Origin of the sequence: Mesorhizobium sp. M2A.F.Ca.ET.043.02.1.1 (assembly GCF_003952405.1) — a bacterium.
In the GTDB taxonomy this organism is placed as follows: Bacteria; Pseudomonadota; Alphaproteobacteria; order Rhizobiales; family Rhizobiaceae; genus Mesorhizobium.
In genome coordinates this window covers 75,318-97,233 of the sequence record NZ_CP034445.1, presented here as the reverse complement: position 1 = coordinate 97,233, position 21,916 = coordinate 75,318, and the positions used below count along the sequence as shown (strand labels likewise).

The 21,916-nt window shown below is 63.9% G+C and carries 21 protein-coding genes and 1 pseudogene; 12 read left to right on the top strand and 10 right to left on the bottom strand.

Annotated elements, in window-relative coordinates:
- Nucleotide 1: 1 nt before the first annotated feature.
- The 3 genes from EJ068_RS00475 to EJ068_RS00465 all read right to left on the bottom strand — a co-directional run bounded on the left by EJ068_RS00475 (nt 2) and on the right by EJ068_RS00465 (nt 3,117).
- The gene (locus EJ068_RS00475; RefSeq protein ID WP_127253830.1) at nt 2-1,081 is read right to left on the bottom strand and encodes a TIGR01620 family protein; all 1,080 of its coding nucleotides are present in this window, start codon (nt 1,079-1,081) and stop codon (nt 2-4) included.
- Nucleotides 1,078-2,550: a YcjX family protein gene (locus EJ068_RS00470; protein WP_127253829.1), complete on the bottom strand. Its 1,473-nt coding sequence runs from the start codon at nt 2,548-2,550 to the stop codon at nt 1,078-1,080. The genes EJ068_RS00475 and EJ068_RS00470 overlap by 4 nt, the downstream gene beginning before the upstream one ends.
- Nucleotides 2,551-2,613: 63 nt before the next feature.
- Nucleotides 2,614-3,117 (bottom strand): histidine phosphatase family protein, encoded by a 504-nt coding sequence (locus tag EJ068_RS00465; RefSeq protein ID WP_127253828.1) that lies wholly within the window; start codon nt 3,115-3,117, stop codon nt 2,614-2,616.
- A gap of 249 nt (nt 3,118-3,366) precedes the next feature.
- Between EJ068_RS00465 and dksA the strand changes: the two genes are divergently transcribed.
- The gene (gene dksA / locus EJ068_RS00460; RefSeq protein ID WP_040972254.1) at nt 3,367-3,783 is read left to right on the top strand and encodes an RNA polymerase-binding protein DksA; all 417 of its coding nucleotides are present in this window, start codon (nt 3,367-3,369) and stop codon (nt 3,781-3,783) included.
- A 209-nt stretch (nt 3,784-3,992) separates the two neighbouring features.
- Here the strand turns inward: dksA and EJ068_RS00455 are convergent, their stop codons facing one another.
- Entirely contained in the window at nt 3,993-4,697 is a 705-nt protein-coding gene (locus EJ068_RS00455; RefSeq protein WP_189512584.1) for a flagellar biosynthetic protein FliO, read from the bottom strand.
- Nucleotides 4,698-4,905: 208 nt separating this feature from the next.
- On the opposite strand from EJ068_RS00455, the gene EJ068_RS00450 reads away from it, so the two are divergent.
- On the top strand, nt 4,906-7,491 hold the full coding sequence (locus EJ068_RS00450) for an ATP-binding protein (protein WP_127253708.1): 2,586 nt from the start codon (nt 4,906-4,908) through the stop codon (nt 7,489-7,491).
- 158 nt (nt 7,492-7,649) lie between these two features.
- On the top strand, nt 7,650-8,357 hold the full coding sequence (locus EJ068_RS00445; protein WP_127253709.1) for a purine-nucleoside phosphorylase: 708 nt from the start codon (nt 7,650-7,652) through the stop codon (nt 8,355-8,357).
- Here the strand turns inward: EJ068_RS00445 and EJ068_RS00440 are convergent.
- Complete coding sequence (locus EJ068_RS00440; RefSeq protein WP_127253710.1) at nt 8,354-8,659, bottom strand: ribbon-helix-helix domain-containing protein; 306 nt, start codon at nt 8,657-8,659, stop codon at nt 8,354-8,356. The genes EJ068_RS00445 and EJ068_RS00440 overlap by 4 nt on opposite strands.
- A gap of 253 nt (nt 8,660-8,912) precedes the next feature.
- Here EJ068_RS00440 and EJ068_RS00435 point away from each other — a divergent pair, with 253 nt between their 5' ends.
- From EJ068_RS00435 to EJ068_RS00425, 3 genes and pseudogenes are all read left to right on the top strand, one after another.
- Nucleotides 8,913-9,308, top strand: coding sequence for a VOC family protein (locus tag EJ068_RS00435; protein ID WP_042642790.1), 396 nt, complete (start codon nt 8,913-8,915; stop codon nt 9,306-9,308).
- A 77-nt stretch (nt 9,309-9,385) separates the two neighbouring features.
- Nucleotides 9,386-9,918 (top strand): annotated as a pseudogene (locus tag EJ068_RS00430) (gluconate 2-dehydrogenase subunit 3 family protein).
- A 48-nt stretch (nt 9,919-9,966) separates the two neighbouring features.
- Complete coding sequence (locus EJ068_RS00425) at nt 9,967-11,538, top strand: GMC family oxidoreductase (protein WP_127253008.1); 1,572 nt, start codon at nt 9,967-9,969, stop codon at nt 11,536-11,538.
- A 162-nt stretch (nt 11,539-11,700) separates the two neighbouring features.
- On the opposite strand, the gene EJ068_RS00420 is transcribed toward EJ068_RS00425, so the two are convergent.
- Nucleotides 11,701-12,090 carry a hypothetical protein gene (locus tag EJ068_RS00420; RefSeq protein ID WP_126082562.1) on the bottom strand — a complete coding sequence of 130 codons (390 nt, stop codon included), beginning with the start codon at nt 12,088-12,090 and terminating at the stop codon, nt 11,701-11,703.
- A 308-nt stretch (nt 12,091-12,398) separates the two neighbouring features.
- Here EJ068_RS00420 and urtA point away from each other — a divergent pair, with 308 nt between their 5' ends.
- The 6 genes from urtA to EJ068_RS00390 all read left to right on the top strand — a co-directional run bounded on the left by urtA (nt 12,399) and on the right by EJ068_RS00390 (nt 18,774).
- On the top strand, nt 12,399-13,709 hold the full coding sequence (gene urtA, locus EJ068_RS00415) for an urea ABC transporter substrate-binding protein (RefSeq protein WP_127253007.1): 1,311 nt from the start codon (nt 12,399-12,401) through the stop codon (nt 13,707-13,709).
- Between the two features lie 108 nt (nt 13,710-13,817).
- On the top strand, nt 13,818-15,434 hold the full coding sequence (gene urtB, locus EJ068_RS00410) for an urea ABC transporter permease subunit UrtB (protein ID WP_127253006.1): 1,617 nt from the start codon (nt 13,818-13,820) through the stop codon (nt 15,432-15,434).
- Nucleotides 15,431-16,654 (top strand): urea ABC transporter permease subunit UrtC, encoded by a 1,224-nt coding sequence (gene urtC / locus EJ068_RS00405; protein ID WP_127253005.1) that lies wholly within the window; start codon nt 15,431-15,433, stop codon nt 16,652-16,654. The genes urtB and urtC overlap by 4 nt, the downstream gene beginning before the upstream one ends.
- A 6-nt stretch (nt 16,655-16,660) precedes the next feature.
- Nucleotides 16,661-17,407: an urea ABC transporter ATP-binding protein UrtD gene (gene urtD / locus EJ068_RS00400; RefSeq protein WP_127253004.1), complete on the top strand. Its 747-nt coding sequence runs from the start codon at nt 16,661-16,663 to the stop codon at nt 17,405-17,407.
- 70 nt (nt 17,408-17,477) lie between these two features.
- The gene (gene urtE, locus EJ068_RS00395; protein WP_127253003.1) at nt 17,478-18,173 is read left to right on the top strand and encodes an urea ABC transporter ATP-binding subunit UrtE; all 696 of its coding nucleotides are present in this window, start codon (nt 17,478-17,480) and stop codon (nt 18,171-18,173) included.
- Between the two features lie 424 nt (nt 18,174-18,597).
- Nucleotides 18,598-18,774 carry a hypothetical protein gene (locus EJ068_RS00390; RefSeq protein ID WP_126060673.1) on the top strand — a complete coding sequence of 59 codons (177 nt, stop codon included), beginning with the start codon at nt 18,598-18,600 and terminating at the stop codon, nt 18,772-18,774.
- Nucleotides 18,775-18,799: 25 nt separating this feature from the next.
- Here the strand turns inward: EJ068_RS00390 and EJ068_RS00385 are convergent, their stop codons facing one another.
- The 4 genes from EJ068_RS00385 to EJ068_RS00370 all read right to left on the bottom strand — a co-directional run bounded on the left by EJ068_RS00385 (nt 18,800) and on the right by EJ068_RS00370 (nt 21,826).
- A complete protein-coding gene (locus EJ068_RS00385) occupies nt 18,800-19,945 on the bottom strand; it encodes a GGDEF domain-containing protein (protein ID WP_127253002.1) in 1,146 nt (381 codons plus the stop codon).
- A 108-nt stretch (nt 19,946-20,053) separates the two neighbouring features.
- Complete coding sequence (locus tag EJ068_RS00380) at nt 20,054-20,296, bottom strand: hypothetical protein (RefSeq protein WP_127386380.1); 243 nt, start codon at nt 20,294-20,296, stop codon at nt 20,054-20,056.
- Between the two features lie 238 nt (nt 20,297-20,534).
- A complete protein-coding gene (locus tag EJ068_RS00375; protein ID WP_127249464.1) occupies nt 20,535-21,341 on the bottom strand; it encodes a DUF72 domain-containing protein in 807 nt (268 codons plus the stop codon).
- A 26-nt stretch (nt 21,342-21,367) separates the two neighbouring features.
- Nucleotides 21,368-21,826: a GNAT family N-acetyltransferase gene (locus EJ068_RS00370; protein ID WP_127249463.1), complete on the bottom strand. Its 459-nt coding sequence runs from the start codon at nt 21,824-21,826 to the stop codon at nt 21,368-21,370.
- Nucleotides 21,827-21,916: the final 90 nt, after the last annotated feature.

The following is a 21,916-nucleotide window of genomic DNA, read 5'->3' as shown; positions in this document are numbered from 1 at the left end:
GTTACTCCGCCTGACCGTCTTTTTTGGCCGCGAACGAGGTCAGCGCCGAGAGGAAATCGCCAAGGCCCGGGCGCTTCACGGCAATGAACGGCAAGGGGCGGGCGGTTTCCATCGCCGCGATGCCGATGCGCGCCGTCATCATTCCGTTGACGACCCCTTCGCCGAGCTTCGCAGAGAGTTTTGCGGCAAGCCCATGGCCGACGATCTGCTGCACGAAACTGTCGCCCACTGCGATCGAGCCAGTCACCGCCAGATGCGCGAGCACGCCACGCGCCAGCCGGAAGAAGCCGAGCGTGCCCGGGCGTCCGCCATAGAGTTCGGAAAGGCGCCGGATCAGGCGGCCCGCCTCGAACACGACATAGGCGATGTCGACCAGCGCGCGGGGGCTGACCGCCGTGATCAGGGAGACGCGCTTGGCGGCCTCAAGGATCATGATCTTGGCGCGGGCATCGAGCGGCGACAGGATCTCGGTCTCGGCAAGCCGCACCAGATTGGCGCCGTCAATGATCTCGCCGCGCAATTCGGCGAGCGAACGGCGTCCGGCGGCGGTCTCGGGTTTTGCGGCGACGAAGGCCGAGAGCTCATCAACGAGGGCGCGCGCGGCCTTGGGATCGTCGCGTGCCACGGCATCCAGGGCCCGCTTCTGCATCTTCTCGACTTCGGCAAGGCGAGCAATGGCCAGGAATTCGCGGATAAGGATGACGAGCAGCGAGAGTAGCGCGATCGTCGCCATGCCGGCCGCCAGCCAGCCCAGCCATTCGGCGCGCGCGAACAGGTCGCGGATCAGCTGGTCCGCCCACAGGCCGACCGCCAGCGAGACGAGCACGCCAAGGGCGCCGAAGAACAGCCGCGCCAGCAGCGAACGCTTTCGCGGCGCTGTCGCCGGTGGCGGGGCCGCGGCCTCGATATCCGGCTCGTCGAAAACGTCGACCTCCGAGGGGATCACGACCGCCACGTCGGCCCGCGCGGCGCGCGGCCTGCGCGCCGGCTGCTCCGCGGCGACGCGGCTCTGGGTGACTTGCGACTTCGGCTCGGTCTCGGGCTCGATGCGGAAGGCCGCCGGTTTGCGGGGCGCGGTCATGCCAGATGATCTCCGATCAGGAACTGCAGCGCGCGATCGAGCCGGATATGCGGCAAGGACAGCGTGACGCCTTCGGCGGTACGCTCGAGCTTCGGCGGGCGGAAACGCACGAAGCGGATCGCCGGCTCGGCGTTGTCGGGCGATGATCCGGAAACGTCGAACACCGCATTGACCTTTTCCGGCAAATCGCCCGGGAATATGGCGGTTTCGGTCTTTCCGTCGAACGTCTCGCCGTTGATTGTCTCGCCCTTCAGCGGCGTGCCGATGATGACCGGCAGCGTCTCGCGGCCTTGCTTCACCGTGCCCTCGCGGGTCGAGCGGACCGCGGCCATGGCGACGACATCGACGGCGGCGCCGCTGAAGTTCGCCCGCGCCACGGCGCGGTCGGTCAGCCGGCGTACGATCGCCTGCAGCCGGTCGTGGCTTTCGTGGTGCAGATGGTCTGCCTTGGTCGCGGCGACCAGGATGCGATCGATGCGACGCGAGAAGAAATCGGTGAGGAAGTTGCCGCGTCCGGGCCGGAAGCAGGACAGGATCTCGGTGACGGCGCGTTCCAGATCGGCCATGGCGGCCTGGCCGGCATTGAGCGCCTGCATGGCGTCGATCAGCACGATCTGCCGGTCCAGGCGGGTGATGTGCTCGCGAAAGAACGGCTTGACGACATGCGTCTTGTAGGCCTCGTAGCGGCGCTCCATCATCGCCTGCAGCGATCCGGAGCGCGTCTGGCCCTGGGACAGTGTCATCAACGGCGCGAAGGTGAGCGCCGGCGAGCCTTCGAGGTCGCCCGGCATCAGGAAGCGGCCGGGCGGCAGCGTCGACAGGGCGCGTTCGTCGAGCTTGCAGGCCTTGAGATAGGTGGCAAAGCTCTCGGCCAGGCGCCGCACCGTCATCTCGTCGGCATCGGCATCGGGATTGACGGTGGAAGCCAGCTCGCGCCAGGCCTGAGACAGGTCGGAGCGGACGGGCAGGGTAGCCAGCTCGACCGACTCGCGCGAAAAATCGGCGAAGGATTTGCCGAGCAGCGGCAGGTCGAGCAGCCATTCGCCGGGATAGTCGACGATATCGATGGACAGTTTTCCGGCTGAGAACAACCGGTTCCAGCCGGAAGCCGACTCATATTCGATGGTGAGCCGCAGTTCCGAGATGGCGCGCGTGGAGTCCGGCCAGACGCGGTCGTTCACCAAAGCCGCGACATGGTCCTCGTACTGGAAACGCGGAACGGCATCGTCCGGCTGCTCCTCAAGGAAGGCGCGGGCGATGCGGCCGGATTTCTGCGCTTCGAAGAGCGGTAGGCGTCCGCCATGAATAAGGTTGTGGACGAGGGCTGAGATGAACACCGTCTTGCCGGCGCGGGAAAGTCCGGTGACGCCAAGACGCAATGACGGCGAGAAGAGCCCGGCGGCACGGCCCGACAGCGTGTCGAGCGCAATCCTTGCCTCGTCGGTGAAAGTCGTCAGCGATGATGCCAAATCAGGCCTCTGGTTGCGCGTCCGCGCCCGATATAGGCGCTGGGCCGGGCGTTTGAAATGGCCTCAGAGATCGGCGGGCGTGAGAAAGGCTTCGAGGTAGCCGCTCCCCTGCGCCGCTTCGGCAAGATTGCCGGGAAAGCGCACCACGGCGAGGCCGGAGGTTGGAAAACCGTGGTTCATCATGCCGCGCGCCGCCTCGTCGCCGTCGCCCGACACCGCCATGGCCAGATCCTCGGTCATGGGATTGTGGCCGATCACCAGAAGCTGGTCGGCGCCGGCGTTCTTGCGGATGATGTCGAGATAGCCGGCCGCATCCTCGCTGTAGAGCGTGTCGAAGAACAGCACCCGGCCGGTGTCGGTGCGCCCCGCCAGGCCTTCCAGCGTCTGCCTTGCCCGTTTGGCATTGGAGCAAAGCGTGACGTCAGGCACGTAGTTGCGGGCCCGCATGGCCTCTCCCATCGCTTCGGCGTCAGCCTTGCCTGATTCGTCGAGCGGGCGGTCGAAATCGCGCACGCCGGGCAGCGCCCAGCCGGCCTTGGCATGCCGCAACAGATAAAGTCTGCTCAACCGTTTCCCCCATGGCGCTGCCTGACAGGCAAAGCGCGATTAGTCACCAGAACCACGTCATGCACAATGGCCGGCGCGAGCACCTGCAACGAATCATATGCGAATTCGTTTTATGCCGTTGAAACAACGTCGTTGCCGGAGCTGCCGATGCGAGACTAACAATTGCGTGAAACTGTCGTCGATACCGCTTGTGCGGGCTCTTGTCCCCGAATATATAGGCGCCAAATTTGGGGTTGTTGGGTGAGTCGAATGAACGACATCGTTACCGCCGATTACGTACCCTCCGAAGACGAGCCGTTCATGAACGAACGGCAAAAATCGTACTTCCGCCAAAAGCTTATCACCTGGAAGAACGACATTCTGCGCGAAGCGCGCGAGACCCTAGAAATCCTGCAGCAGGAAAACGCCAACCACCCAGATCTTGCCGATCGCGCCTCCTCCGAAACCGACCGCGCCATCGAATTGCGCGCCCGCGACCGCCAACGCAAGCTCATCTCGAAGATCGACTCCGCGCTCCAGCGCATCGACGAAGGCACCTACGGCTATTGCGAGGAAACCGGGGAGCCGATCGCGCTGAAGCGGCTCGACGCGCGTCCGATCGCGACGCTGTCGATCGAAGCGCAGGAACGCCACGAGCGCCGCGAAAAGGTGTATCGCGACGACTGACGCGAGCTGAAAGCAAAAACGTCAAAAATGGCCGGTTTTCCGGCCATTTTTGTTTTCAGCTCCTGAGCTGCGGAGAGTTCGCGCGTTCCGGCAAGCTGCCGCTAAAGCGCGTCGCGATCTTTCAGATTCGCGCCATGCGCTTTTAGGTTTTGATTTTACGCATGTCTTTATCCCGAAACCGGTTCCCACTTCGGGAGACATGCTTTAGGTCAGCGCTTGTGGTTGCCCAGTTCGCCAAGCAGCTTGGCCATCTCATCATCGAGCGAGGGCTTGGGTGCGGGTTTGCTTGGCGCTGCCGGCTGGGAGGGCGTCTCGTCGAGAGAGGTCTCGAGCTCGTGCATCAATGTGTCGTCGACGGAATCGTTTGAGGGCGGCGGCGTGTATCTGGCGCTGCCGTTGGTCGTTCCGTTGCTCGGCAGGGGCGTGACCTTGGCGGTCGGCTGACTCGGTGCCGCCGGCGCGCGCGGGCGTGCGGCGGCAACTGGCTGGGCGGCAGGCGGCGGTTGCCTGACGGGGCCGGGGGCGGGCGGAGGTGCCGGTTGCGGCGCGCGCGGGCGCGCGGCGGCGGTTGCCTGTGGCTGGCCGCTGTCGCCGGTAAGCGCCGGCCGGCGCGGCGCCGCCAGCCTGATATCGCGCTCGACCACGACATCGGTCGGCCCGCCGATCAGGATCAGATGCTCGATGTCGTCACGGCGCACCAGCACCAGCCTGCGATGGCTGTCGACGGCGGTCGCGTCCATGACCGCGAGGCGCGTCTTGCGGTTCCTGCCGCCGGCCACGAAAGTGCCGAAGGTAAGATTGCGGACAACCTTGATGACGAGCAGGATGACGACGAGCAAAATGAGTGCTGCAAACGTCCACAGGATTGCGGCGACATAACCCGGACCCGCCACGCTATCCAGCCACTGCAGCATCGGTGCACCCAATCGCCTCTTGAGGTCAGGCGACACTAGACCGCGGTGGCGGCCCGCCGCAAGTTCACATCACCCATCGTGAACAGTTTGAAACATGAATCATTGATTTTATCGGACATTTGCCGCCGGGGCCTTTTCCGTTACAGGAGAATGTGATTCAACCGGCCGTCCGCGCCCGTCGGACACCGGAATCACGAGCAGGGGGAACATGGCCAAGGAAGCGCGCGGCGATTTCTATCCGGTACCGATCGTCGACCAGAACACGCGTCCGGGCGCCGTCACCAGGCTCATCGTCTTCATCGTCGTGTTGACCGGCGCCGCGATCGTCTTCGGACTTTTCCGCGAGCGGCTCGGCGATCCTTTTCTGCTCGGCATGCTCGGCGTGCTCGCCATGATCGGCGTCGGCTTCCTGTTCGCGACCGCGATCGGCTTCGTGCAGATCGCGCCGCGGTCGACCGGTGACGAACTGTCGAAAGCCTTTGTCGACTCGATGTCGCAGGGCCTGCTGGTGACCGACACCAAGGGCCGCGTCGTTTATGCCAATCGCGCCTATGCCGACATGACGGGCGCCGCCTCGGCGGCCGATCTCAAGACCGTCGAAGGTCTCTTGTCTGATGTTCCCGAGGCCTCTATGACGATCTACAGGCTGGCGTCGGGCCTGCGCGACGGCCAGGCGGGCGACGGCGAGTTCCGGCTGGCGCAGTCGATCAAGCCCGGCGCCGAGCCCGGCGCGCGCTGGTACCGGGCCCGCGCCCGCGCCTTCAGCATGCCCGGGCAAAGGCTGCCGATGCTGGCCTGGCAGCTTGCCGACATCTCGCAGGAACGGGCGGAGCAGGAGCGTTTCTTCCTCGACCTGCAAAAGGCCATCGACCATCTCGACCATGCGCCGGCCGGGTTCTTCTCGGCCGACCAGGAAGGCCGCGTCACCTATATCAACGCCACGCTCGCCGAGTGGCTGGGCATCGACCTTGCCTCCTTCACGCCGGGCGCCATCACGCTGCCGGAAATCATCGCCGGCGACGGCATGGCGCTGGTCCGCTCGGTCAAGGCCGATCCCGGCACGACCCGCAATGCCGTCATCGACCTCGACCTCACCACCATGAGCGGCCAGGCGCTGCCGGTGCGCTTCATGCACCGGGTTTCGGCAAGCCGCGAGGGCGTGAACGGCCCGACCCGCACCATCGTGCTCAACCGTACCCAGGGCGAGGACGCTTCGGCGGAACTGCGGGCCTCCGAGGTTCGCTTCACCCGTTTCTTCAACTCGACTCCCATGGCTATCGCGGGCGTCGATGCGAGCGGGCGCATCCTGCGCACCAACGCGCCGTTCCTGCAGCTGTTTTCATCCGTGGTCGACCGCGACGCCGTCGACCGGCGGGTGCGGTTCGAGACCATCGTCCACGAACGCGACCGGCCGGCCTTCGCCGCCGCCTTCGAGAAGGCCAGGCAGCGGCAGGCCAATATCGAGCCGATCGACTCCGTGCTGCCCGGCAATGAGGAGCGCCATATCCGCTTCTACGTCAACGCCGTCGCCGACAGCGCGGGCAGCGAGGGCGCCGAGGAATCGGCCATCGTCTATGCGGTCGAGACCACCGAGCAGAAGGCGCTCGAGGGCCAGATGGCGCAGAGTCAGAAGATGCAGGCGGTCGGTCAGCTTGCCGGCGGTATCGCGCATGACTTCAACAACGTGCTCACCGCCATCATCATGGCGTCCGACCTTCTGTTGACCAACCACCGTCCGTCGGATCCGTCCTTCCCCGACATCATGAACATCAAGCAGAACGCCAATCGGGCGGCTTCGCTCGTGCGGCAATTGCTGGCCTTCTCGCGCAAGCAGACGCTGCGGCCGGAAGTGCTCAACCTGACCGATGTCCTGGCCGATCTCCGGATGCTGCTCGCCCGCCTTGTCGGCAACGACATCAAGCTGAAGATCGACCACGGGCGCGACCTGTGGCCGGTGAAGGTCGACATCGGCCAATTCGAGCAGGTGGTGGTCAACCTCGCCGTCAACGCCCGCGACGCCATGCCGAGCGGCGGTGATCTTACCGTGCGCACCCGCAACGTCACGACGGAAGAATGCAAATCCTTCGCCTATCGCGAATTGACGCCGGCCGACTATGTGCTCGTCGATGTCGAGGACACCGGCAGCGGCATTGCGCCCGACGTTCTCAAGAAGATCTTCGAGCCGTTCTTCACGACCAAGGAAGTGGGCAAGGGCACCGGCCTCGGCCTGTCGATGGTCTACGGCATCATCAAGCAGACCGGCGGCTTCATCTTCTGCGATTCCGAGGTCGGCAAGGGCACGGTGTTCCGCATCTTCCTGCCGCGCCACATCGCCGAGATGAAGAAGCAGGCCGAGCCCGGCGCGGCGCCGGCAGCCGTGGCGGCGGCTCCGGCCAAGCCGGCCGATACGGCCAAGGACCTGTCCGGTTCGGCCACCGTGCTTCTGGTCGAGGACGAGGACGCCGTGCGCATGGGCGGTGTGCGGGCGCTGACGTCGCGCGGCTACACCGTGCATGAAGCGTCGTCCGGCGTCGAGGCGCTGGAAGTGTTCGAGGCGCTCGGCGGCAAGGTCGATATCGTGGTGTCCGACGTGGTGATGCCGGAGATGGACGGGCCGACATTGCTCGGCGAGCTGCGCAAGCGTCAGCCGGACATCAAGTTCGTGTTCGTTTCGGGTTATGCCGAGGACGCCTTTGCCAAGAACCTGCCGGCCGACGCCCATTTCGGCTTCCTGCCGAAGCCGTTCTCGCTGAAGCAATTGGCGACGATCGTCAAGGACGTGCTGGAATCCTAGAGCACTGACGCAATTGGGACGGACGACGCAAGGCGAAGGCGCTGGTGCCTGACCGCCTTACAGCTCGCTGGAATTGCTTCCAAATGAGCTATCGCTTGCACATTGCGACGGCCCTGCCATGATGGTCGCCGGATGGGTCTATCGGAGGGTAGTAGCGCGTGACGCCGCATATCGAGGCGGACAGGGGCGATTATACCGAAACGGTGCTGTTGCCGGGCGACCCCGAGCGCGCCCAATGGATGGCGGAGACCTTTCTCGAGGCGCCTCGCTGCGTCAACCGCCGAAGGGGCGCGCTGGGCTTCACCGGCCGGTTCCGCGGCAAGCCGGTCAGCATCCAGGCGACCGGCATCGGCGTTTCATCCTTCCTGATCTACGCGCACGAATTGCTCGACTATCATGGCGTGAAGACGCTGATACGCACCGGCACCAGTGGCGGCTTGTCAGACGATGTGCCCTTGCGCGGGCTCGTCGTCTCCAGCGAAGTGCGGGCGGAGAGCGCGATTAGCGGACAGGTGTTCGGGCTGTACCAGCCGGCGGGACCGGATCCGGCGCTGCATGCGCTGGCGCTGCGACGCGCGGCTGATCTCGGCATCGCCTGCAGCGCCGGGCTGACAATCTGCAGCGACGTGTTCCACCATCCCGACGGCCGCGCGCGGTTCGACGAGCCGAGGGCGCTCGGGGCGCTGGCGGTCGATATGGAGACCAGCGCGCTCTATCGGATTGCCGCGCAGTTCGGCGCCCGGGCCCTGTCGCTGCTCACCGTGGTCGATCATATCGCCACCGGCGAGCTGACGGACTATGCGGAGCGTCAGGCCCTCTTCACCGACATGACCCGGCTGGCGCTCGAAGTCGCGGCAGAGAGTTAGGCGGCTTCCCGCTTCAACGCAGCCTGTTCCTCGGCATTGGGCCGGTGGCCGCGCAGATAGAGCGCGCAGGTCGTGCGCAGCATGGAGGCGAAGTTCGGGATCTGGCCGTTGATCTCGATCGCCTCGTCATAGAGCTTCGAGATGAATTTCGGTGTCGTCAGTCCCTGGCTGTCGGCGATCTCGTCAAGCAGACCCCAGAATGTCGCCTCGAGCTGGATGCTGGTCGAATGACCGTCGATGCGAATCGACCGGTTGATCTGCCGGTAGCCTTCCGGGTCTTGCCCGGCGAAGACTCTGCACATCAGTACCTCCCGTTTTGTTTGTCTTGGGCGCCGATTGAGCGAGCCGGCGCCTTTTTGAACACTGCCTGCGTTTGTCATCTTCGATCCAACGGCCGGCAACGGCAATCAGACTTTCGTCCTTAGGCGCGCCCATCCTCGCCCGCGCCGGGAGACTAGCCATTTCCAAGCCGCATGCGTGGTAATCGGCTGCCACCACCTTTTTTCGCCAGCACGCATAATCGGCTTCGAAATCAAGAAAGCTGCGGAGTCCGATTTGGCGAAGGCGATCCATTCCATGATCAGGGTTCTCGACGAGGCACGGTCCGTCGATTTCTACAACAAGGCCTTCGGCCTCGAGGTGGCGCAGCGGCTCGATTTCGAGACCTTCACACTGATTTATCTCAGCAATGCGGACTCGCCCTTCGAGGTGGAGCTGACCGTGAACAAGGGGCGCACCGAGCCCTATGCGCTGGGCGACGGCTACGGCCATCTCGCCGTCTCGGTCGCCGATCTCGACAGCGAGCATGATCGGATCGGCGCGCTCGGCTTCAATCCGAGGAAGATTGTCGAGTTCAATCACGACGGGGTGCGGATTGCCCGCTTCTTCTTCATCGAGGATCCCGACGGCTACAAGATCGAGGTCCTGCAGCGAGGAGGGCGCTTCCAATAGGGGACATTCCGCCGCGGAGAGGCGCGGCGCCAGCAACGGCGCCCTCAGGGGCGCGAACAGCAAGCAGGGAGGAAATCATGGTTACAGTTTATGAGAATAAAGCCGGGCTTTCGCGGCGAGAGCTTTTCTCAAGCGCGGCGGCGCCGGCGCGCTGCTCATCATCTCCGGCAGCGCCGTCATCAGCCCCGAACACGCTTGGGGTCTCGAAACCTCGGCGCTGAAACCCGAGACGATGGCGACGCTGATCCAGGTGGCGCGCGACATCTATCCGCACGACCAGGTGCCCGACAAATACTACGCCATTGCCGTCAAGGGCCATGACGAGACGGCGGCCAAGGACCCGGCCCATAAGGAACTGATCGAGAAGGGCATCGCCGAGCTCGACAAGAAGGCCGGCAAGGGCGGTTATCGCGGGATCGGCTGGGAAGAGCAGCGGGTCGCGCTGCTCACCGGCATCGAGAAGACGCCGTTCTTCCAGGCGGTGCGCGGCGGCCTTGTCGTCAGCCTCTACAACCAGAAGGAGCTGTGGCCGATCTTTGGCTACGAAGGCGAGTCCTATTCCAAGGGCGGCTACATCGCGCGCGGCTTCAACGACATCGAGTGGCTGTAGGCCGCTCTGTCCTGAACCGCATTTCGACGGATTTCATGGGAGGAAACCATGGCAGCATCATTTGATCTCAAGAACGATGGCGTGGTCGTCATCATCGGCTCCGGCGCCGGCGGCGGCACGCTCGGCAACGAGCTGGCGCAGAAAGGCATCGACGTCGTCATCCTCGAGGCGGGCGCACGCCACGAATATGAGGATTTCATCAATGACGAGTGGGATTCCTTTGCCCAGCTCGCCTGGAAGGACAAGCGCACCACCTCGGGCGACTGGCGCGTGGCCAAGGATTTCCCGAACCTGCCGGCCTGGATCGTGAAATCGGTCGGTGGTTCGACCACGCACTGGGCGGGCGCCTCGCTGCGCTTCCAGGAGCATGAATTCAAGGCGGCCACGACCTACGGAAAGGTCAAGGGCGCGAACCTCCTCGACTGGCCGGTGACGCTGGCCGAGATGGAGCCCTATTACGCCAAGGCCGAAGCCAAGATGGGTGTCACCGGCACCAACAATTGGCCGCGGCTGCCCGGCAACAACAATTTCAAGGTGCTCAAGGCCGGCGCCGACAAGCTCGGCTACAAGGAATGCCACACCGGCAACATGGCGATCAATTCGGTGCAGCGCGACGACCGCAACTCCTGCCAGCAGACCGGCTTCTGCTTCCAGGGCTGCAAATGGGGCGCCAAATGGTCGACGCTCTATACCGAAATCCCTAAGGGCGAAGCGACCGGACATCTGGAGGTCCGGCCGAATTCGATGGTGATCAAGATCAACCATGACGCTTCCGGCAAGGTGACCGGCGTCGTCTATGCTGACAAGGACGGCAAGCTGCAGGAACAGAAGGCCCGCATCGTCGCGGTGGCCGGCAATTCGATCGAGAGCCCGCGCCTGCTGCTCAATTCGGAATCGAGCAAGTTCCCGCACGGGCTCGCCAACTCGTCGGGACAGGTGGGCAAGAACTACATGCGCCACACCACCGGCTCGGTCTACGCGATCTTCGACAAGCCGGTGCACATGTATCGCGGCACCACCATGGCCGGCATCATCCGCGACGAGGCGCGCCACGATCCGTCGCGCGGCTTCGTCGGCGGCTACGAGATGGAGACATTGTCGCTTGGCCTGCCGTTCATGGCGGCCTTCCTCAATCCCGGCGGCTGGGGCCGTTCCTTCACCACGGCGCTCGACCACTACGATCATATGGCGGGCCTGTGGATCGTCGGCGAGGACATGCCGCGCGAGGAGAACCGCATCACGCTGCACAAGGACGAAAAGGACGAGCACGGCATGCCGATCGCCGACGTCCATTTCGACGATCACCCCAACGACACGGCGATGCGCGACCATGCCTACAGCCAAGGCCAGGCGCTCTATGCCGCTGTCGGGGCGACGCGAACCTTCCCCACGCCGCCTTATCCTTCCACCCACAATCTCGGCACCAACCGGATGAGCGAGAAGCCGGAGGACGGAGTCGTCAACAAGCACGGCCAGTCGCACGACATCAAGAACCTGTTCGTCTCCGACGGCAGCCAGTTCACCAGCGGCGCGGCGGAGAACCCGACGCTGACCATCGTGACACTGGCGATCGGCCAGGCCGACTACATCGCGGCGCAGATGTCGGCCAAGACTATCTGAAGCGGTTCGGCGTCACCGCCGATCCGCTCCAGCTATTTTTGTTTGACGCAATTCCGGACGGAAAACCGCTAAGCACTTTTCCTGGAATTGCGTTCATCCTCCCGACTGCCTGCTGGCGCGGGACCCGAAAGGGTTCCGCGCCTTTTTATGCGGAGCCGGCGGCTATCTTCTGGTGCAGGTCGAGGCGGTGAAGGCGCCGTCCTGCTGCTTCATGATGATGTCGAAGGAGGGGCCGCTCGGGTCGTCGAGCGTCGCCTGGGTCATCGAGATCGAGTTGCCGCCGCTGGTGTAGCCGCCGAGCGGCCCGAGCCAGGTGATCTCGCCATTGGGGTTCATCTGGTAGTCGTAGGCTTGCGGCGTGGCGCCGAAGGTCACCGGGCCGCTATAGAGGTTGCTCTTGATGGTGATCACGCCGAGGTCGAGGAACAGGCCGAGCAGGTAGACCTCGCAGTGATAGGCGCCGTCGGGCAGCTTGCCGTCGGTGAAATCGGCATGCGCGCTTCCGGCGGCGGACAGCAGAAGCAGGAAACTCAGGATCGTTCGCAGGGTCATGACGTCGCTCGTTTGCGCGGCGACCTTGCCCCATTTCGCCATGGCCCTGCAACAGGGCCGATCAGCCAGCCTTTTGTCTGCATGATGAAATTTAAGGCATTTTTACCAATTGGGCAGAATCTAGGCAGTGCTGCGTAAACTTTTCTCAACTTGGTCGCGTGGCAGTGGATCTAAAAGTTTCCCGGCTACTGGATAACCGGCTGTAATCTCATCGTTATCCCGCAATTCCGTTGCGCGCATTCCCGTCTGGCACGTCGCTTGCACGGTCTATGTGGCGGTGCAAACAACCAAGCTTGGGAGCGTGTCATATGAGGGGTAACTTCGCGAAAATAACAAAGATCCTGTCGGCGGGCGTCGTCGCGGCTGGCCTGCTGGCGTCGGCTTCCGCGAAGGCGGCGGAAGACACGATCAAGGTCGGTATTCTCCATTCGCTGTCGGGGACCATGGCGATTTCGGAGACGACGCTGAAAGACGTCATGCTGATGCTGATCGACGAGCAGAACGCCAAGGGCGGCCTGCTCGGCAAGAAACTGGAAGCCGTGGTCGTCGACCCGGCGTCCAACTGGCCGCTGTTCGCGGAGAAGGCGCGCGAGCTGATCTCGAAGGACAAGGTCGCGGCCGTGTTCGGCTGCTGGACCTCGGTGTCGCGCAAGTCGGTGCTGCCGGTGTTCTCGGAGCTCGACAACATCCTGTTCTATCCAGTCCAATATGAGGGCGAGGAGAGCGAGCGCAACGTCTTCTACACCGGCGCTGCGCCGAACCAGCAGGCCATTCCGGCCGTCGATTACCTGATGAGCGCCGATGGCGGCTCGGTGAAGCGCTGGGTGCTCGAGGGCACCGACTACGTCTATCCGCGCACCACCAACAAGATCCTCGAAGCCTATCTGAAGTCGAAGGGTGTGCCGGCCGAGGACATCATGGTCAACTACACGCCGTTCGGCTTCTCCGACTGGCAGACCGAGGTCTCGGCGATCAAGAACTTCGGCTCGGCCGGCAAGAAGACCGCGGTGGTCTCGACCGTCAACGGCGATGCCAACGTGCCGTTCTACAAGGAACTCGGCAACCAGGGCATCAAGGCCGAGGACATCCCGGTCATGGCCTTCTCGGTCGGCGAGGAAGAGCTCGCCGGTCTCGACACCAAGCCACTGGTCGGCCATCTCGCCGCCTGGAATTATTTCGAGAGCGTCAACACGCCCGAGAACAAGAAGTTCATCGCCGACTGGCACAAGTTCATCAAGAACAACAAGCGCACCACCAACGACCCGATGGAAGCTCACTATATCGGCTTCAACATGTGGGTGAAGGCGGTTCAGAAGGCCGGCACCACTGATCCGGACAAGGTCATCGACGCCATGGTCGGCGTTTCGGTGCCGAACCTGACCGGCGGCTATTCGGCGATGATGCCGAACCATCACATCACGAAGCCGGTGCTGATCGGTGAAATCCAGGCCAATGGCCAGTTCCAGACGGTCTCGAAGACGCCCGGCCTTGTGATGGGCGACGAATGGTCCGACTACCTGCCCGATTCCAAGGACCTGATTTCCGATTGGCGCGCGCCGCTCAGCTGCGGCAACTTCAATGTCAAAACCGGCAAGTGCGGCGGCAAGGGCACCAACTGATCCTCCCCGGGCTGGACCATCAGGTCCATGCCCAAGACTGCGCGCGTCCGGACGGTTTCCTCCACCGTCCGGACGCCCATTAAACCCTTCAAGGGTCGCCAAATACCGATGAAGATCTTCCGTGCGATTGGCCTCACGCTTTTGTTCCTGCTGACGACGCTGTCCTCCTCGGGCGCTGCGGAAGCCGATCTGCGTGCCATCATCGCCAAATTCGCGACAGCTGCGGACTTTTCCGAGACGGGAGTTATCGTTCGCGAGTTGGCAGCCACAGGCGATCCGGCTGTCGAACGGCCGCTTGCTGCATTGGCGGAAGGCAATCTTTACAGTCGCGCCGCCGACTCGATGGTGTTTGTCGGCAAGGAAGGCAGCGACAGCATCCAGCTTTTCGACCCGCTGAGCGGCGAGGCAGCGGGCGAGGCTTCCGCAGATGACTTAACCCAGATCGGCGTCAACAACACCTTGCGCCGCACTATCCGCGATGCATTGGGCACGCTGACGCTTGGTTCCAAGGATCCGACTGTCCGCATCGCCGCCGCCGACACCATGTTCAAGACACCTGATGCCGCCAACATCGAGCCGCTCGACGCGGCGATCGCCAGTGAAACCGTGGCGAGCGTCAAGGCTTTGCTGGAGCAGGCGCGTGGCGCTTCCATACTGGTTTCGGACAAGCCCGATACGGACAAGCTCGCCGCAATTGCCTTGATCGGCGCCCGCGGCGACCGCGACGCGGTCTCGCTTCTCACCTCCGTCGAGGCCAACGCCTCCGGAGCGGTCAAGGAAGCGGCGACGGCCACAATCGCGAGTATCAATTCGACGCTGGCATTTTGGGATGCGGGGCAGAACATCTGGTACGGCATCTCGCTCGGATCGGTGCTGCTGCTCGCAGCAATCGGCCTCGCCATCACCTTCGGCGTCATGGGCGTCATCAACATGGCGCATGGCGAGATGGTCATGCTTGGCGCCTATACGACCTTCGTCGTCCAGCAGGTGATCCGCACCTCGTTTCCCGGCCTGTTCGACTGGTCGCTGGTGATCGCGCTGCCGCTCGCCTTCCTAGTCGCGGCGCTTGTCGGCCTCGCGATCGAGCGCGGCATCATCCGCTTCCTCTATGGCCGGCCGCTCGAGACGCTGCTGGCCACCTGGGGCGTTTCGCTGATCCTGCAGCAGGCGGTGCGCACCATTTTCGGGCCGACCAACCAGGAGGTGGGCAATCCGTCCTGGATGTCCGGCTCGTTCGATATCGGCCAGCTCGCGATCACCTGGAACCGGCTGTGGATCCTGGTGTTCGCGCTAGCGGTGTTCGGCGTCCTGCTCTACGTCATGAAGCGCACGCCCTGGGGGCTGCAGATGCGCGCCGTGACCGCCAACCGGCGCATGGCGGCCTCCATGGGCATCAAGACGCCTTGGGTCGACGCGCTGACCTTCGCGCTGGGCTCCGGCATTGCGGGCATCGCCGGCGTGGCGCTCAGCCAGATCGACAACGTGTCGCCCAATCTCGGCCGCGGCTACATCATCGACAGCTTCATGGTCGTGGTGTTCGGCGGCGTCGGCAATCTGTGGGGCACGCTGGTCGGCGCCTTCTCGCTCGGCATCGTCAACAAGTTCCTCGAACCCTATGCCGGCGCGGTGCTCGGCAAGATCGTCGTCCTGGTGCTGATCATCCTGTTCATCCAGAAGCGCCCGCGCGGCCTGTTCGCGCTGAAGGGCAGGGCGGTGGAAGCATGATCGCGCAGCGCTTCTTTGCCGCCGATCGCCGGATTGGCGTTACGATCTTCGCGCTGCTCGCGGCAGCCATCATCGTGCCGCTGCTCAACCTCGCGGTGTCGCCGCAAAGCGCTTTCTACATCCCGCCTTACATCGTAGCGTTGGTCGGCAAATATCTCTGCTACGCGCTGCTGGCCCTCGCGCTCGACCTGGTCTGGGGCTATTGCGGCATCCTTTCGCTCGGCCACGGCGCCTTTTTCGCGCTCGGCGGCTATGCGATGGGCATGTATCTGATGCGCCAGATCGGTTCGCGCGGCGTCTACGGCAATCCGATCCTGCCCGACTTCATGGTGTTCCTGAACTACAAGGAGCTGCCCTGGTTCTGGTACGGCTTCGACCATTTCTGGTTCGCGGCGCTGATGGTGTTGGCCGTGCCGGGCCTGCTTGCCTTCGTCTTCGGCTGGTTCGCCTTCCGCAGCCGCGTCACCGGCGTGTATCTGTCGATCATCACGCAGGCGATGACCTATGCGCTGCTGCTGGCCTTCTTCCGCAACGACATGGGCTTCGGCGGCAACAACGGCCTGACCGACTTCAAGGACATACTCGGCTTTAGCGTGCAGGCGGACGCGACGCGCTCGGCGCTGTTTGCCGCGAGCGCCGTCACGCTCGCGCTTGCAGTCTTCGTAACCGCGGCCATCGTGCGTTCCAAATACGGCAAGCTGCTGATGGCCGTGCGCGACGCCGAGAGCCGCACCCGCTTCCTTGGCTGGCGGGCGGAGAACGTCAAACTGTTCGCCTTCACCGTCTCGGCAATCATGGCCGGCATAGCCGGCGCGCTCTACGTGCCGCAGGTCGGCATCATCAATCCCGGCGAATTCGATCCGGCCAACTCGATCGAGGTGGTGATCTGGACCGCCGTCGGCGGGCGCGGCACCATCGTCGGCCCGATCATCGGTGCGCTGCTCGTCAATGCCGGCAAATCCTGGTTCACCGGCGTGCTGCCGGAATTCTGGCTGTTCGCGCTGGGCGGGCTGTTCGTCGCCGTCACGCTGCTGCTGCCCAAGGGCATCGTGGGTATGTGGGACGGCTGGCGCGGCAAGGCCAAGGCGCTGCGCGCGGCCTCGCTTGCCGCGGAAGCCGGCGCCGATCCAGAGATGCCGCAGCCGAAGATCGTTCGCTCTGCGGCACGGACGCCGGGCGCCTGGTCGGCTACCGGGTCCGAGCCGCAGCCGGCGGAGTGAGCGAACATGAACAAGTCGAACACCATCCTTTATCTCGACGGCGTCTCGGTCTCCTTCGACGGTTTTCGCGCCATCAACAATTTGTCGCTGGTGCTCGACAAGGGCGAGATGCGGGCGATCATCGGGCCCAACGGCGCCGGCAAGACGACGATGATGGATATCGTCACCGGCAAGACGCGGCCGGACGAGGGCGAAGTCTTCTTCGACGGCCAGGTCGATCTCACCCGCCATGACGAGGCCGAGATCGCCATGATGGGCATCGGCCGCAAATTCCAGAAGCCGACCGTCTTCGAGAGCCACAGCGTCGAGGACAATCTGATGCTGGCGCTGAAGGGGCCGCGTTCGATATTTCCGGCGCTGTTCCATCGCCGTTCCGCCGCCGAGGCGCGGCGCATCGACGACATACTCGGCATCATCCGTCTCGGCGACAAGCGCGACGAGCTCGCAGCCAATCTCAGCCACGGCCAGAAGCAGTGGCTGGAGATCGGCATGCTGTTGGCGCAGGACCCGAAGCTGCTGCTCGTCGATGAGCCGGTCGCCGGCATGACAGATGCCGAAACCGAGGAGACCGCGCGCCTGCTCAAGGACATCGCCCGCGACCATTCAGTGGTGGTCGTCGAGCATGACATGCATTTCGTGCGCGAGCTCGGCGTCAAGGTCACCTGCCTGCATGAGGGCTCGGTGCTGTCGGAGGGCACGCTCGATTTCGTTTCGGCGGACGAGCGCGTCGTCGAAGTCTATCTGGGGCGCTGAGCATGGTCTGGCGGGTTCCGTTCTACCGTTTCGATTTCGCTTTCCTGAAGCGCTGGAGAAGGGGCTGACCATGCTCGAAGTCTCCAATGCCACGCTTCACTATGGCGCCGCCCAGGCGCTGCGCGGCGTTTCGCTGAAGGCGGGCGCCGGCAAGATTACTTGCGTGCTCGGCCGCAATGGCGTCGGCAAGACCAGTTTGATGAGATCGATCGTCGGCCACCACCGGCTGACGAGCGGAAGCGTTGCCTTCGAGGGGAAGGCGCTCGACCGGAGCGCGGCGTATGACCGCGCCCGGTCGGGCATCGCATTCGTGCCGCAGGGCAGGGAGGTTTTTCCCCTGCTGACGGTGCGCGAGAACCTGGAATCCGGTTTCGCGCCGCTGCGGCGCGCGGACCGCAACATCCCGGCGCATGTCTTCGAGCTGTTTCCGGTGCTGAAGCAGATGCTCGGCCGCCGCGGCGGCGATCTCTCCGGCGGCCAGCAGCAGCAGCTCGCCATCGGCCGGGCGCTGGTGATGCGGCCGAAGCTCCTGGTGCTCGACGAGCCGACCGAAGGCATCCAGCCGTCGATCATCAAGGATATCGGCCGCGCCATCCGCTATCTGCGCGACCAGGCGGAGATCGCCGTGCTTCTGGTTGAGCAATATCTCGACTTCTGCCGCGAGCTAGCCGACGAGGTCAACATCATGGATCGCGGCCAGATCGTGCATACGGGTCCGGCGGAAGACCTCGACAGGGCGGATGTGCGGAAGTTCCTCACGGTGTAAGTCGCGTCGTCGTCATCCTTGGGCGAAGCAAGGAGCGAAGCGACGCGGCGCAGACCCAACCATCCATGCCGTGACGTCGGCCGCAGAGTGCTGCGCTACAGAATAGGGTTCTTTGCGCAGCGCCATTCCAACTTCCGCACCATCAGTAACGCTTCCAAGTAACGGCATAAATCCTCGGGTCTTCGCTCCGCTTCGCGTCGCTGCGCCCAAGGATGACGAAGTGTTCGACGGCTCTGGCGCGCTCAATACTCCATGCTAGTCTTTTCTTGGCCTTGGTGAGTCGGCCGCTTTCCGTACCAGTCGCGCGAATGAGGGGGGAAGGCGCGGACACCGCCCGCAAGTTCCACGCAAGCGAGCCCGCTTAGCTTTCCCCGCAGTGATTGTCGGTCAATGCGTCCAAAAAGACTCTTGCCAGGGGATGGCGATGGAACGTTTTGTCGAGGACTATCAGAAGCGGCGCCTCACGGAGCGCGTCGATATCATGACCGCGATCAACATCCTGATGTCGCAAGGCTATGACGAGGATGATCTGCTCGGCGAAATGACCAAGGTTTTTTATGTCGACCTTGACGCCTTCAACGACGTGATTGCTCACCACTGAGAGTGAGCAGGAGGCCCCGAAAAGGTCATCCGGCGAGGCGGAAGTCCAGGACGCGATTGCGGCCGGCGCGCTTGGCGGCGTAGAGCGCCTTGTCGGCGGCGCTGAGCACTTTGTCGAAGCTCATGCCGTCCGTGCTGCCGAAGGCGAAGCCGGCGCTGACCGTGCAGCGCAGCGGGCCGGTTTCGGTCTCAATCGTGCGCGCGGCGAAAGCGGCCCTGACACGTTCGGCCGTTGCTCCAGCCACCTCGGGCAAAATGCGCCTCAACACCATGGCAAATTCCTCGCCGCCCATGCGCGCGGCGGAGTCGTTCGGGCGCAGACCGGCGCAAAGCACTTCGGCAAAGACCCTCAGCACCTCGTCGCCGGCGGCATGGCCGAACTGGTCGTTGATCGCCTTGAAGCCGTCGAGGTCGAACACGACCACAGCGGTGAAGGCGCTGACCGGCGTCTTGCCGTGCAGGTCGAACAGAGCGCGGCGGTTGAGCAGGCCGGTCAAGGCATCGGTTTGCGCCTCGCGCTGATGGTGGCGGGCGAGCCGACCCTGGTTGAGCGCCAGCGACAATGCGCCGATGCCGGTCATGGAAGCGATGACGATGACGAGGCTCAGATCCTCCGCCCAGTTGCTCGGCGCGTGACCGAGAACCAGTTTGCCATCCCACGCCAGCACGGCCGCGCACAGCACGAAGGATGCCGCGGTCAGTGAATAGAGCAGCGACACGCCGATGAGATGGACGGGCGCCTCCGCGCGGCCCCGCCAATATTCATACGCCGTGCCGAACAGGAGCAGCGCGGCCAGGGCATTCTCCAGCATGAAGCCCAGGCCGTCATAGCCGAGCGCCATGGGAGGCAGCGCCAGGGCACAGGAAATGCCGACGCCGAGCGCGATCAGCGGCAAGGGCGAGCGCCTGGTCCTGAACTGATGGGCAGCACCGAGCATGACCGAGAAGCCCAGCAGCAGCACCGCCAGCGTCAGCACGCCAAGGGCCGTTCCTGGCGCCTTAATATAGGCGTCGTAGGCAAAGACTTCGCACACCACGACCAGAACGCTGACTGCCCATGTCAAAAGGAACTTGTCGGAACGGGCGGCCATCCAGGTTCCGAACAGGGTGAGGCTGAGGCAAGCGGCGGAGAAGCCGACGGCCAGAAGCAGTGAGTTGTAGTCGAGCAGCATGCGCGTCCTTGCCGGCGCCAGGCTTCTGCAACCTGACGTAGGTCCATTAATGGAGCAAGGAAGTATCGATTACGTTACGATCGCCGCGAAGATGCGAGGATTCCTGCGCTACAGGATCATTACCGACAATAGCAGGACAAAGCCGATCGCCATCATCGCCAGACCCGGCCAATTCTGCGACAGGCCGAGGAAACCGAGCCCACGGCGCCGCGGCTCCAATGTCGGGCCCGATGTTGCCAGGTTCGGCGCCGGACGGGGTGCTGGATCACTTAGTCGTCCGCGCCTCAGAGTGGCGCCCGCCATGTACACGACGCCTGCAACGGTAAGCAAGGCACCGACGATGACGATCATCTTTCCTCGCTCCTTTCCGACGCTGCGGGACTTCGCAAGCGATTCGCGAGATGGCTGCGTCCCGTTCCGACCTTCGGCAGCTGTTGCGACTTCGCAGCGGTCTCCTGCGGTCGGCGGCTGAGACAGAACGGTCAAGGCGGCCGGCAGGTTCCGACAAGCCACCGGCCGACCAGCGTCGCATGGCGCGCCGAACAAAACTCTGGCGTTTGATTTATGGCCGCTGTGGAGGTCCGCAGCTCTAGGCTGTCACCCGCTTCATCAGCGCCATGGCGCCGAAGGGCGCGCGCACTTTGCCTTCGCTGATGAAGTAGGCGAACACGTCGCGCGGCTTGACCGGCGCATCGGTCTTCGGGTCGGCGCGCGGCAGGTCGGCGGGTTGCTTACCTTCGGCCCAGGTCTTCACACGTCCCGCCCATTCGTCGAGGCCTTTCGGCGTGTAGCAGTCGGGGTTGTCGTCGCTGCCGGTCTGCAATCGCGCATAGACGAAGTCGCCGGTGACGTCGGCGATCGCCGGATATTTGGCGTGGTCGGCATAGACGATCGCGGCGTTGTATTTGCGCGCCAATGCGGGGAACTCCGGCACGATGAAGCTGTCGTGGCGCACTTCGAGCGCATGGCGCAAAGGCACGCCGTCCTGCTTCTCGGGCAGAAGCTTCAGGAACGCTTCGAAATCGTCGGCATCGAATTTCTTGGTCGGCGCGAACTGCCACAGAATTGGGCCGAGCTTGTCGCCGAGCGCGGTAACGCCGGAGCCGAGGAAGCGCATCATCGATTCGCCGGCCTCGCCGAGCACGCGGCGGTTGGTGACGAAGCGGTTGCCCTTGAGCGAGAAGACGAAACCGTCCGGCGCGTCGTTGGCCCATTTGACGAAGGTCGGTTCCTTGAAGCTGGAATAATAGGTGCCGTTGACCTCGATGGTCGGCACCTGGCGGCTGGCGTAGTGCAGTTGCTTGGCCTTGGCGAGCTTCTCCGGATAGAAGGAGGTGTCCCAGGGCTCGAAGGTCCAGCCGCCCATGCCGGCGCGGATCTTTCCTTGGGCAGTCATCGTCTTTCTCCTCCATTCGAATTTGATCAGGCCGCCTGGTCGACAGGCTTCGCCATGTCGACCAGCGTCCATCCTGGCCGGTACGGATTGGCGCGGCGACCCGTTTCACGATAGCCGTACGCCGCATAGAGCGCGATGTTCCGCGCCATGCGCGAATTGGTGTAGAGCCGCACTTCCGGCACTCCCCATGACCGAGCCTGCTTGTCGGCGAAGTCGAGCAATCTGATGCCGAGCTTCCTGCCCTGGAAGGCCGGCGAAACGGCGACGCTGAAGATCATGGCGTGGTCCGCATGACGTTCGAGCACGATCAATCCGGCGAGGTCCGAGCCTTCTTGCAACAGCCAGACCTCGCCGCGCCCGATGTGCGGCGCATAATCCTCGGTGACGGGGATCGGCGGTCCACCGAAAATGGGCGTGTAAGGCGCATAGGCATCCGCGGTCAGAGCGACGATGGCGGCGAGGTCTTCAGGGCGGGCCGGCCTCATGACTGGTCTACTCCGGCAGCGGTCGCGACGACCTTTTGCATCCCGGCAGCTATGGCCGCGACAGCACCGAAGCGGCTTTCGACGGAGACG